The 13,072-nt window shown below is 56.1% G+C and carries 6 protein-coding genes; 3 read left to right on the plus strand and 3 right to left on the minus strand.

Annotated elements, in window-relative coordinates; translation table 11 throughout:
* Positions 1-33 precede the first annotated feature (33 nt).
* The 3 genes from CGZ80_RS27870 to CGZ80_RS06910 all read right to left on the minus strand — a co-directional run bounded on the left by CGZ80_RS27870 (position 34) and on the right by CGZ80_RS06910 (position 4,687).
* Positions 34-204, minus strand: coding sequence for a hypothetical protein (locus CGZ80_RS27870; protein WP_158222591.1), 171 nt, complete (start codon positions 202-204; stop codon positions 34-36).
* Positions 205-390: 186 nt separating this feature from the next.
* Positions 391-3,366, minus strand: a complete 2,976-nt coding sequence (locus CGZ80_RS06905; RefSeq protein WP_158222592.1) for an FG-GAP-like repeat-containing protein — start codon at positions 3,364-3,366, stop codon at positions 391-393.
* A 142-nt stretch (positions 3,367-3,508) separates the two neighbouring features.
* Positions 3,509-4,687 (minus strand): xylose operon transcription regulator XylR, encoded by a 1,179-nt coding sequence (locus CGZ80_RS06910; protein WP_094412688.1) that lies wholly within the window; start codon positions 4,685-4,687, stop codon positions 3,509-3,511.
* A gap of 299 nt (positions 4,688-4,986) precedes the next feature.
* Here CGZ80_RS06910 and CGZ80_RS06915 point away from each other — a divergent pair, with 299 nt between their 5' ends.
* The 3 genes from CGZ80_RS06915 (at position 4,987) to CGZ80_RS06925 (ending at position 12,679) form a co-directional block, all read left to right on the plus strand.
* Complete coding sequence (locus CGZ80_RS06915) at positions 4,987-6,126, plus strand: Gfo/Idh/MocA family protein (protein ID WP_094412690.1); 1,140 nt, start codon at positions 4,987-4,989, stop codon at positions 6,124-6,126.
* Positions 6,127-6,227: 101 nt separating this feature from the next.
* Complete coding sequence (locus CGZ80_RS06920) at positions 6,228-10,601, plus strand: PVC-type heme-binding CxxCH protein (protein ID WP_094412692.1); 4,374 nt, start codon at positions 6,228-6,230, stop codon at positions 10,599-10,601.
* A 1,313-nt stretch (positions 10,602-11,914) separates the two neighbouring features.
* Complete coding sequence (locus CGZ80_RS06925) at positions 11,915-12,679, plus strand: hypothetical protein (protein WP_143543782.1); 765 nt, start codon at positions 11,915-11,917, stop codon at positions 12,677-12,679.
* Positions 12,680-13,072 lie beyond the last annotated feature (393 nt).

A 13,072-nucleotide genomic window follows, 5' to 3' on the forward strand; every position in this document is an offset into this window, starting at 1 on the left:
AGCTTCGACTTCCTTGAAGACGGCAAGTCTGCCTTACTGGCTCTGCATGTCCGAAGCGTTTTGCTCTGCCATCGATTCCATTTGCTCATCGGTGTGGACAACGCTGTTGTCGACGCCGGTGGAAGTTGCTTTGGGTTCGTTACCGCATCCGGCGAAGGAAGCGACCGACAGCATAACAAGACCCAAGCCGATGAAACGTTTCATGTGATTCCCCGTAAAGGAAGTAAGAGATGGAGCGAACAAATCTAAAACTGTGTTGGTGAAAATCAAGCCCCAGTCAATGCCTCGCAAGAAGGCTTTTCATCGTGGGAAGTGAACGCGCTGACACACTTTGCCGGTTATTCGCAATGGAGACTTCGATCTTGATTCAAAAATCGAATCAGCGAAAAATCATTCCGTGCTGCAATCCAATTCGACGTTCTGGATCCACAGGTATTGCTGTCCCGGTCGCAAGCCGTCTTTGCGTTCGGTCTGACCGTCGGGCCAACGAACGGTCGCCACAATACCATCTTTACCAAGCTCGGTGGCGCGACCTGAACATGCAAATCGAAGAATCGTCTCATTGCTGCACTGATAACCGTTTCCCGCGAGTCGGTGTTTGACCACAGTCCACGCGTCTTGTTGCAGCGTAACGATTGCACCAACTGCATCGCGGTGGCAATGTGTTCCGACCAATCGGATTTCGATGACTTCGTTGGCTTGTTCGGATTGGTTGATCAACAATGAAACCGGGTCAAGCAAATTGGCAACCAATGCGTCGGTTCGACCGTCGCGATTGAAGTCAGCCAACACCATCGCTCGCCCCAATCGCTGCTCGGTAAACGCGCTGCCGACGGAGTCTGCGGCAACGAGCTCGAAGCGTTTCGTATCGGTTTGCCGAAACAGCTGCAGTGGCATCCGATAGAGTTGCCCCGTGTGCGTGAAGTCATCGACATGACCATTGGCAACCAACAATTCCATCATGCCATCGCTATCCGCGTCAACCCACTGCGTACCATAACCCAACGTACGAATCGTCGGTTCGGATAAACCAAGTGCACCCGTTTGATCCGACCATAGTCCCGGGTGGACTTGCATGTATGCGGTGTTGTAGTCGTCGCTAAAATGCGTCACATAGAAGTCGAGGTCGCCATCGCGATCGGCATCATCGGCGGCAATGCCCATCGATGCTTGTGACAGGCTTCGCGCGTTGAATGCAAGCCCGCGGGCGGCACCTTGTTCATGAAATCGTGTCGACGAATCGTTGTTTGCCGGGTCGTTGTTTGCCGCATCGTTGCTTTGTCCAGACCAGAAATGGTTGGCTGTCATGTCGTTGGACACGTAAATATCCAGGCCCGTTTCACCGTCGAGTTGTCCCACCACCAATCCCAAGCCGCGTCCTGGATCGGTAGCGTCAAGCCATTCGATAGATTTGTCGTCGTATCCACCGCTGGCTCGTCCGGCGAAGACGCGATCGTTTTGTGCGGGAAAGACCAGCGGGCCACAAGACCGATGTTGTGGGAGTTCATCTGGAAAGCACTTTCGTGTGATCACATCATCGCCACTGACGTATTGCACCGCGAACAGATCGGCGATCGCATCCAGATTCAAATCGGCGATCGCGACGGATGTTGTCCATTCGCGATCGCCACCTGCGTTCCAGGATTCCGTTGCGTCTTCGAACGTACCGTCGCCACAGTTGATCAGAAGTCGATTGAGGCCAAACACGCCGACATAGATGTCTGCGAATCCGTCGCTATTGACGTCGCCTACCGCAACGCCCTGCGAGTAACAGTGATCGACGCACCATGCGATCTCGGTTTTATTTTGAAAGTTTCCGTCAACGTTTCGGTAGAGCTGATTGGACGACGAGTCCGTTTGCAGCGGATGGCCGTCACAATTGGTTAAGTAAACGTCCGGCCAACCGTCCAAGTCGTAATCGATCGTCGCCGCGCCGCCCGCGCCGGATTGGTAGATCCACATTCCGGCATCACCGTTCGCGGGAGCTGCGATCTTGCAAGCGTGATTTAGTCCCCGCTGTGCTGCTTCATCTTGAAATCGAATCGGCAGTTTTGATTCAGTCACGACAACGTTTGTTGGCGACGGGGTGTTGTTGCCTTGAGGAGTGTCCCAAGCAGGCTGGGGAAGTTCAGACACATCGATCTTGTTTGCGACAAGCGTTTCCGGTTGTTGCCATGGGGTTTTCGAAGTCAGTTGTGCACGAATCTGTGTGAAAACCTGTTTGGCATCTGCATCGGGATCCTGCGTCATCAAGACGGCCGACTTGGCCCAGTTGGCTGCCTCCCAGACGCGTCCCAGTTTTTGCATCGAGAGGGCGATTTGTGTTGCCGCACGTTGCGAATGTTTTCGCCAGTACAATAACGAGTCGATGTGGTCACGCATCGCAGTAACCGCTTGTGCCCGGGCCGATGCCAGCGCAGCTTCGTTGGGGTGTCCGACCTGTCCCAGCGTACTTGCCAAACGGTTCAATGCTTCGCCATCGTTTTCGTCCAAACGAACTGCATTCCAGTACGCATGGGCAGCCTGGTCGATTCTGGATTCACGTTGGGACCATAGGCCAAGTGCGACCCAGTATTGTGGTTGCTGTTTGACCTCATCGGTCACCGTCTCAAGCCATTCGGTAATCCGTGCCTTCGCATCAGAGGTGGCGGTTTCGACAATGGCGCGGCCGTAGTATGCCGAACCTTCTGGGAACTCCGGGTGACGTTCCCAGACCTCACGCAGCGTCCCAATCGCTTCGGCCCAGCGGTTGTCGTAGCATGCTTGCCGGGCGACTGCATACGCGGGCCGTCGGTCGTCCGGATGGTGCTCGAGAGCATAGTTGCAGATAGCTTCATCGGTTTGCGGGCGCGACAACTCGGACAAGATGATCAGTTCTTCCACGCCCGCCTGATTCCGCTGCACCAAATAGCGCAAGTGTTCCGCCGCACGACGTTCAAGCCCCAGGGCCGCTTGCAGCCCGGCCAAGTCACGTCGTGTCGCAGCACTGGTCGGATCGAGCACAACCATTTGCTCCAAGATTTCGACCGACCGATAAGGCTGGCCGAGTTGCATCCACTGTCGTCCGATCTTATCGAGCAGTTCGATCGAAGGTTGTGTCCGCAGTTCCGTTGCCGACCGGTATCGTTCGATCGCGGTCGACGGCTGTTGCAACGCGACGGCCACGTCGCCGGCAAGTTCGGCGAGCTCGGCGTCATCGGGGAACTCGATCAACGCCGTGCGAAGTTGCTCCTCGGCTTGTCCGAATCGTCCGCCGCGCGCGTAGGCGACGATTTGTTGACGGCGCTGCGTTGCGGTCGCGGGAGCCCTGCCAGGCGTATTGCCAATCGTTGGAGTTTCGTTGTTTTGCGTTTGGGCCGTGCCCACGTCGGGGGCGACCTTTGAGGGGCCGCATCCGAAAGTCGGCAAGACAATACAAATGGCAGCCAGCACGATTGCGTGGCTGAGGCGATTGCGGCGAGTCCTGCGCATGAATTTTGGCGAGTGACTTGGCGAGAGATTAGTGGGTTCAGTTTTCCTGGGACACACGTCGGCGTTCCTTGCGAAACGCACCCGGTGGCTGGCCCACGGCCCGGCGAAACGCGACCGACATGTACTCCTGGTTTTGGAAACCTGTTTGTCGAGCAATCTGTGAGAGCGACAAATCAGTATTCGCCAGCAAGTACTGAATCTGATCGATGCGACGCCGCAAAATTTCTTGGTGCGGTGTGCGACCGAGGATTTCACGAAATCGACTTTCCAGCATCCGCCGCGAAATCGGAATGCGTTCGAGCAGGTCTTGGACGTTGATCGGTTCGCAGTAATGGTCGCGGATGAAGCGGACTGCCTCCGCAACATCTTTGTCGCTGATCGCGACGATGTCGGTGGACTGTCGTGACACGATGCCTTTCGGCGGCAGCAAACGCATGCTGGGATGATTGCCACATTGTCGGCGTGGCTTGTTCATCATCGCGTCAAGCGTTGCCGCGGCAACACGTCCCGCCTGTTCGGCATCCGGGGCGATGCTGGTCAGTGGCGGCGTGCACAAATCGCAAAGCAGTTCGTCATTGTCCACGCCCAGCACGGCGACTTCCAAAGGCACCTTCAAATCACATTCACGGCAAGCATCGAGCACCTCTTGTGCCTTGATGTCGTACGTCGCAAAGATGCCAATCGGCTTGGGCAGTTGATGTAACCATTTGACCAAGCGTCGACGCTCAGCCCCCGGGGCGCGGCGACTTTGACGTTGGTCAACAAACGTGCTGCACGGGAATCCGTCTTCCTCGACCCGTTTTAAGAAAGCCTTTTCGCGATTGGTTGACCACACGAATCTCGCGTCCCCGCAAAAGCCAAACGTTTCGAAACCGCGTTCTCGCAAGTGTGTGTACGCCAGGCCGGCGATGGCTTCGTCATCGGTTTCGACACAAGGAATCTCGGGAATGTGCCGGGCTGCGCTGACATCGACCACAGGAATTTTTAGGTCCTGAACCACTTGCGCCGTCGCTTGGTTTTCGATTCGGGCGATGACGCCATGCCCGTTCCAGTCTTGCAGCCACGATGGGGGCAAGCTGCCGCGTTCTTGTTCGGTCAAAAAGATCGACCACTGTTCATGCTCGTGAACATAGGACGCGATCCCACGCAAAACCCCACGTGCGTAAGCATTCGAAGTTTCGATCAGCAGTGCAACAGATTTTCTTTTCTTTGCCATCGTGATCCTCGCCATCTTGGGGTTGAAGGAACCAACAGCTGTTCTCAGCGAGTCGCGGCTCCTCGCGTCAACCGCCTACTGTAGTACATCTACCGAAGGGGTGTGCAAAATCGACCTGCGGATTATCGGTGAAGTTAAAAAGCGCATCAACTATGCGCGTATTCACATTTAGGGGATTTGGTTAGCAGCTATACTTTTTTTGCGGCACGGCGGGGCATCTCTGCGTCTGCACGCTCGATCGCGCCATCCTACCCAATCTCTCCTAAATTTCCCCTCCACTCGGATCGCTCAGGAATCACATGACAGACGAACGTAAAGTCAAAATGGCAATGGTCGGACTCGGATTTGGTTCCGAGTTCATCCCGATTTACAAAGCACACCCCAATGCCGAAGTCGTCGCGGCGTGCCGTCGTAACGAAGTCGAAATGAACAAGATTGCGGATCAGTTCGAGATCCCCAAACGCTACACACATTTCGAAGATGTCCTCAGCGACCCCGAAGTCGAGTGCGTCCATATCAACAGCCCCATCGGCGACCACGCCTGGATGTCGCTCAAGGCTCTCGACGCCGGCAAGCACGTCATGTGCACCGTGCCCATGGCTACCACGATCGACGAGTGCCGACAAATCGTCGAGAAGGTCGAAGAGACGGGCTTGAAATACATGATGGCCGAGACGGTCGTCTACAGCCGCGAGTTCTTGTACATCAAGCAGCTCTTCCAGTCCGGCGAGCTCGGTGACATCCAACACCTCGCCGCCTCGCACCCACAGGACATGGACGGCTGGCCTGAGTACTGGAAAGACATGATCCCGATGCACTACGCGACCCACGTCGTCAGCCCCTGCTTGGGATTGGTCGACGGGTTGGCCGAATATGTCAGCTGCTTTGGATCCGGCCAAGTTCGTGATGAGATCGCTCAGCGTAGCGGCAACAAATTCGCTGTCGAATCGTGTCACATCAAGATCGCCGACACGGATCTGACCGCACACGTTTGGCGTGCCCTCTATGACGTCGCACGTCAGTATCGTGAAAGCTTCGATGTCTATGGCACCAAGAAAAGCTTCGAGTGGACGCTGATCGAAAACGAGCCCCACGTGATGCACGTTGCCAAACGCCCCGAACACGAGATCGCCGAAAAGATCGAAGTGCCTGACTTCGCCAACCTGTTGCCTGAACCGATCCAACGCTTCACCCAGCCACAGGAAATCCATGACTCCGAACACCTGTCCTTTATCCAAGGCGGCGGACATGGCGGGTCGCACCCACACCTCGTGCATGAATTTGTCAGCGCGATCCTGGAAGACCGTCAGCCGAAACCGGACGCAATCACCAGTGCCAACTGGACCTGTGTCGGAATTTGTGCTCACGAGTCCGCGATGAAGGGCGGCCAGATCGTCGAATTACCTGAATTTACCCGTCGACCGGCACAGACCGTCTGATCGGACACGCCAAATTAGCTCGCCATTTGAAACCGGCATAGAATGAATTGCGAGTTCCCACCTGCCTACCTTCTTTCGAAACTCACCGCCACGTTTGCGACATGAAACATTTCCTGTTCACAAGAGTTCTCCTGCTGGCCGCCATGTGCGGCTTGCCCCTGACGGGCAACGCGGACGAACTCAACGCGCTCTTTTTGGGTGACCAAGGTCATCACCAGCCGGCCCGCCGTTTTTACGAATTGGCGCCCGCCTTCGAGTCGCGCGGCATTCATCTCGAATACACCGAAGATGTCTCCAAGCTGACCGAAGACAATCTCAAACAGTACGACGCGCTCGTTCTGTATGCCAATATCGACAACATCGATCGGAAATACGCCGACGGGCTGATGGCCTATGTCAAGCACGGCGGTGGCTTCGTGCCACTTCACTGTGCGTCGTTCTGCTTCCGCAACCAAGCCGACTTGGTCGCCCTGATGGGTGCCCAGTTCCAGTCGCACCAAACCGGTGTCTTTCGCACCGAACCGGCCGATGTGGAACACCCGATCATGAAGGGCTACGGCGGTTTCGAAAGCTGGGACGAAACCTACGTGCATCACCTGCACAACGAAAAGAACCGCACCGTCCTGGAATATCGCAAAACCGATTCCGGCCAAGAACCTTGGACCTGGGTGCGAACCGAAGGCGACGGGCGAGTGTTCTACACCGCTTGGGGCCACGACGGACGCACTTGGTCCGACCCCGGTTTCCAAAACTTGGTCGAACGTGGCTTGCGCTGGGCAGCCGGTGATGATCCCGCCGAAGCGGGCACGTTCATGTCCGACCGTGACTACACCGTTCCCGAGATGACCAAGATCACGGGCAGTGACAAGGACTTCGAATTCGTCGACGTCGGCAACAAAATCCCCAACTACACGCCTTCGAAGCAATGGGGAACGCAGGGCAAACCGCTCAGCCAAATGCAAATGCCTTTGTCGCCCGAAAAATCGATGAAGCACTTCGTCGTCCCCGAAGGCTTTCATGTCGAACTGTTCGTCAGCGAACCGGAATTGCAAGGCAAGCCGATCTTCATGACCTGGGACGAAGCCGGACGGTTGTGGGTCTGCGAAACCTATGACTACCCCAACGAACTGGCCCCCGGAAACAAAGGCCGGGACAAAATCCGCATCTGCGAAGACACCGATGGTGACTACAAAGCGGATAAGTTCACCGTCTTTGCCGAAGGCCTCAGTATCCCGACTGCGCTGACGTTCACCGCACAAGGCGTCTTGGTCCAAAACGGCAACGAAACCTTGCTGTTGACCGACACCGATGGCGACGACGTCTCCGACAAAAGCGAAGTCGTGATCACCGGCTGGGAACTGGGCGACACCCACGGCGGTGTCAGTAACTTCCAATACGGCTTGGACAACTGGGTCTGGGCGATGCAGGGTTACAACAACTCGCGTCCCGTCGCCCGCGGCAAAGAACAAGGCCGCTTCCGCATGGGATTCTTCCGTATGCGTCCCGATGCCACCGAAGTCGAATTCATTCGCTCGACCAACAACAACACCTGGGGCTTGGGCATCAGCGAAGAAGGGTTGATCTTCGGATCGACCGCCAACGGTAACCCCAGCATCTACATGCCGGTTGCAAACCGTTACTACGAATCCGTTCGCGGCTGGGCGCCTTCGTTGACCTTGTCTTCGATCGCCGACACAAACGACTTTGAACCGATCACCGACAAAGTCCGCCAAGTCGACCACCACGGGGGCTACACCGCCGGTGCCGGGCACGCGCTCTACACCGCCCGCGAATACCCACAGCAGTACTGGAACCGTACCGCATTCGTTGCCGGGCCAACCGGTCACTTGGTCGGTACCTTCGTCCTGCAACCCGACGGTTCGGATTTCCATTCGACCAGCCCATGGAACCTGATCGCCAGTGACGATGAGTGGTCCGCTCCGATCATGGCCGAAGTCGGTCCCGACGGGAACGTTTGGGTTGTCGATTGGTACAACTACATCGTCCAGCACAACCCGACACCACAAGGTTTTGACACCGGTCGCGGTAACGCTTACGAAACCGACCTGCGTGACAAGAAACACGGACGCGTTTACCGAATCGTTCCTGACGACAAATCGTATGCACCTGCATCCGATTTGCGAAAACTGAGCGACGTGGAACTGGTCGCGGTTCTGAAGGACCCAACGATGTTGGTTCGCAAGCACGCCCAGCGTTTGTTGGTCCAGCATGGCAGCCGCGACGCGGCGGTCATCGCTGCCTTGGTCGACTTGGTAAAGGACCAAAGCACGGACGAGATCGGCCTCAACGCCGCCGCGATCCACGCGATGTGGACCTTGCACGGTTTGGGTGCCCTCGACGGATCCAACGCAAACGCGACCGCAGCGGTTGTCGCGGCGCTGCGTCACCCGTCCGCCGGTGTACGCCGCAACGCGATCGAAGTGCTGCCCAAGAACGAGCAGAACTTCCAAGCGATCGCGGACTCGATGATCTATGACGACATCGACCCGATCGTACGCTTGGCAGCGCTGTTGGCGATCGCCGATGGCGAATCCGATCAAGCTGCCGGGGCCGCTGTCCTGCATGCTTTGGCTGACCCGCGAAACCTGATCGACCGTTGGATTCCCGACGCGATGACCAGTGCCGCCGCTGCCCAAGCGGACGGCTTTTTGTCGGGGCTCGGATCGTTGCAGCTCAGCAGCGATCGCCGCTACCGTGACAACCAGCTGGAACTGATCGCAATCGTCGCGGATCACTTTGTCCGTGGCGATGATGCCGGCCAGGCTCCCGCGATTCTGGCCAGCTTGTCGAATGCCGATTCGGACGTTTTGCAAGCCGTCGTGACCGGGATGAATCGTGGCTGGCGAAATGACAGCGAAGTGACGTTGACCGCCGACGTCGAAGCGAAATTGGAAACCGTTTTCACCAAAGCCGACACGTCGACTCGCGGACAAATGGTCCGCTTGGTTGAACGTTGGGGCAGCGAACGGTTGGCCAAATTTGGTGACGAAGTTGCGGACAAACTGTTGGAAAAAGTCGTCGACGAATCGTTGTCGACGCAACAGCGACTGGGCGCCGCTAAAGAGCTCGTCGATTTTCGTCCCAACAGCGATGACGTTGTCGAAGACCTGTTCGAACTGATCACGCCACAAACGGCTCCCGATGTCGCTGCTGGCGTCTTGGCAGCCGTTTCGCAAAGTCGCGCCGAAGCGGCTTCGGAGATCATCGTCGAAGAACTCGCCGCGATGACGCCTTCGCTTAAGGCTGTCGCCATTCGTGGCTTGCTGTCGCGTCCGACCTCGACCGTGGCACTCCTCGATGCGGTCGAAGACGGCAAGCTGCCGTTGACCGATTTGGCTCTCGACCAACAGCAAGCTTTGGCTTCGCACCCCGATCGCCAGATTCGTGAACGTGCGGCAAAAGTTCTCGCCCAGGGCGGCGCACTGCCAAGTGCTGACCGACAAAAGGTGCTTGACGAGTACGCCGTAGCGGCCGAGCACAAAGGCGACGCCGTGGCCGGAAAGCAGCTGTTTACCAAAAACTGCGCCCAGTGCCACAAGCACAGCGGCGAAGGCAACGCGGTCGGTCCCGACTTGACCGGCATGGCCGTTCACCCCAAAGAAGAACTGTTGGTTCACATCTTGGACCCAAGCCGCAGCGTTGAAGGCAACTTCCGCGCTTACAGTGTCTTGACGGTGGATGGGGTGATCATCAGCGGGATGCTGGCATCGGAATCCAAAACCGCGATCGAACTGTTCGATACGCAAGGCAAGCCACAGACGGTCTTGCGTAGCGACATCGAAAAGCTTGTCGCGTCGCGAAACTCGATCATGCCTGAAGGCTTCGAGAAAACGTTGTCGGTCGAGCAGATGACGGACTTGTTGGAATTCCTGACCAAGCGTGGCCAGTTCACGCCGTTGGATTTGCACAAAGTCGCAACCGTCGCGAGTGACAAGTCGATGTTCGTCAATCCGAACGCCTGGGAAGAACGCATGGTCTTCCGTGATTGGTCGCCGAAGACATTTGAAGGTGTTCCGTTCGTGTTGATCGATCCGGAAAACCAATCCGTTCCCAACGTGGTTGTGCTGTATGGTTCGAGTGGCCAGATCGCTCGCAAGTATCCCAAGAGTGTTTCGTTGCCAGTCAGCGGACCGGTGAAAAGCATTCACATGTTAAGTGGTGTTGCCGGCTGGGCTTACCCATATGGTCAAGCTGAGCGGCCGGCACTTGTCGTGCGTTTGCACTACGCAGACGGTCAAACCGAAGACCACACTTTGGTAAACGGCCAGCACTTCGCGGACTATATCCGCCGGGTTGATGTGCCCAAATCGAAGTTCGCGTACAGCACAGGCGGAGGTCAAATCCGGTACCTGTCGGTCATGCCAAAGCGTTCGGAGCCATTGTCTTCGATTGAACTGCGAGACGGCAGTCCCGAAATCGCCCCCGTGGTGATGGCGATCACTGTCGAGCAGTAACTCGAACTCTGGCGCACAGCACCGCGTTTGAACCTAAAACGGCTTTCGTCCCACAAGGCGAAGGCCGTTTTTTTTGCGCCGCAAGCCAATGTCGCCTTTCGCTCCACCTCCCACCTCGTGACAAGGCTCCCGCCTTGTCACGCACTGCACCGCAGGCTCCCGCCTGCCCATCCACAACCGCCCTTCCAGCCACCTCACTCAATAAACCAATGTCGCCTTTCGCTCCGCCGAAAGTAGCGCCCTCCACTGCTGGTTTTGTGCGGCCGAGGCCAGCTTTGGAAGACATCAAATCTCAAAACCAACTGCCTGCCGAGCCAGCCGTCAAGCCTGGACTCCGAACACTAAAACACGAATCTTTTGACCGTCATCAAAATGCGTGGTTGGGATTATTCTCGCATCAACGACGGATATTCCCTACGATATCCGCCTACGAAGTACCCATACTTAATAGTTCGCCGAATTTTACACATCGGAATCTTGCTTGAACCCTAATCCGTACGAGCCGTCCGAATCCGAAGTGACTTCAAATCGTCACTGGCTCAAACTAAATAGATTTGCACGAGGTGCGCGCGACGCACTGATATTCTCAAGCTTCCTGCTTGCGTTCTTGATCCCAATGCTCCGCCACTATTACGATTCGTTCCTGTCGGTGGCAATCGATACGTTGTGGATACCCGTGGTATGGATGCTTGCTGCAGGTACCGTCGCGGAGATAAAGAATCGGAGAGATGTGACTGATCCGTCGAAGCGGTCATGGGTGTCTCCCAACGATTACGTATCCGGTGGCGGGCTCGGCGAACCAATCGATCGCTTTAGGTCAGAAGTCAAGAGGATAGGCGGCAAGCGAGCCGATTCAAACTCAAACATCGCACGGCCAAGAAGTGTCGATCGAAGCGTTGGTCGGAGTTCTACCGCTACCTGGACCGCTTTCCGCTTGTTCAGCCGACGCGTTTGACGGACTTGATCGCGATGTCGAGGGCCAATTCGATGGGAGGCTGAGCCGAGTGTTGGCTGGGAGCCGGATGCGTTAACAGCGCACGTCCGGTTCTGAGAGGGGCCGAGGGTCAATGCGGCATGGTAACAATCTTGTGACACCACAATCGGGAAACCGGTGGCAAACAGTGAACACAAACCGTAACCTAAACCAAAGAGACCTCGGTCTACTCGCCGGGAGAACGGGTGCCGTGCTTAATGGTCTGCTTGCGAGTCTTTCGTCCGTTCCCCGTGAATTCTACCGTTATCCCGCATAAACCGTGACTGAACATTCTAAATCTTCACTAATCGTTGGCGCTGTTCAGCAAGCATGGTCTCCTGTGATTCGAGCGCTCCAGCCCGATTTCGATTTTCCGATCGACGGCGACGGTGCAAACTCTTTCTTTGCACGCTTGGTGTACCTACTTCGCTGGTGGCACTCGTCCCCGGACAACGAACTCACGCGTACAAATCGGAAACAACATCTCGAATACCTGCATCACCTGAAATCGCGAATTGCTCAAGAACTATCCGACGCACAAAACGCCGGCGAACTCGCAGTTCGTCCACAATACTACGACGTAATTGACCGTTTTGTGGTACCAGACCGAAACAAGAATGCCAGCTTTATGTTGGTCAATACAAATTGGGACACGGTGGCAGACGAGGCCACACGTTCTCACTTGAATAAGACTCATGATGGTGAGGTGTATTCACTTCACATACATGGTTCTGTTGATGACCACCGCTTGCTTTACCTGCCATCCGAATTGACAAAGGAACCCTATCGGACCCCCGACGAGGATCAGAGAATAGGTGGGATTCACGGTTCAATCATGCGTGGACTTGAAGGTGCAAGTCGCGTCGTGATCTATGGCCTGTCGCTTTCGCCACTCGACGCCGAACTGCTGCAGACACTCGCTGCGGGATTCTCAAACGACAATCTTGAAGAGGTTCACGTTGTTGTTCCCGACCACGAACTGGTTGCGGGACGCGTCAGATTGCTTCTTGATCCACGAAAAGCGGTAAAACTCATTGGCCACGACATTAATGATCTCAGCAAAGAGACCGTGTATTTCCCCGCGGAAGTCACGGGAAACCAGTAAGGATTTGACTTCGCGAGCTTGCGAGTCGAAGCTCAAGTCTTCTGTTCAAGAAGCCCTTTGATCTTCTTTGGGCCGTCGCTTCAGGCTTGGGATTCGCTTCTCTTGGCTGTTGCTTTCCGATCCCTTTTTGCCGTCTCGATTAGCTTGCTGTGGGGCGAGATTGGGGACGACTTCATCGCCGATCGCGTCACGTAGGCGATCGACTTGCCCAGCGTGCTTGTTGTTTGGCGGTTTAGATGCGTTTGACTGGTGTGTGCGCGCACCGGTTCTGTTCGCCTCCCCGATGACGTTTGCTTTTTCACGGTCGTGGGCATTTTATCGATCAACCGTTGCCCTTTTTGAAGTCGATTTGCGGTGGTCCGCGTGGCAGCAGCATCGGATCGAAGGTGATTG

This window comes from Rhodopirellula sp. MGV, from assembly GCF_002251265.1.
Taxonomy (GTDB): domain Bacteria; phylum Planctomycetota; class Planctomycetia; order Pirellulales; family Pirellulaceae; genus Stieleria; species Stieleria baltica_A.

Coding starts and splice junctions, on each gene's coding strand:
- CGZ80_RS06920 (WP_094412692.1), top strand. CDS start 6,228: ATGAAACATTTCCTGTTCACAAGAGTTCTCCTGCTGGCCGCCATGTGC.
- CGZ80_RS06910 (WP_094412688.1), bottom strand. CDS start 4,687: ATGGCAAAGAAAAGAAAATCTGTTGCACTGCTGATCGAAACTTCGAAT.
- CGZ80_RS27870 (WP_158222591.1), bottom strand. CDS start 204: ATGAAACGTTTCATCGGCTTGGGTCTTGTTATGCTGTCGGTCGCTTCC.
- CGZ80_RS06915 (WP_094412690.1), top strand. CDS start 4,987: ATGACAGACGAACGTAAAGTCAAAATGGCAATGGTCGGACTCGGATTT.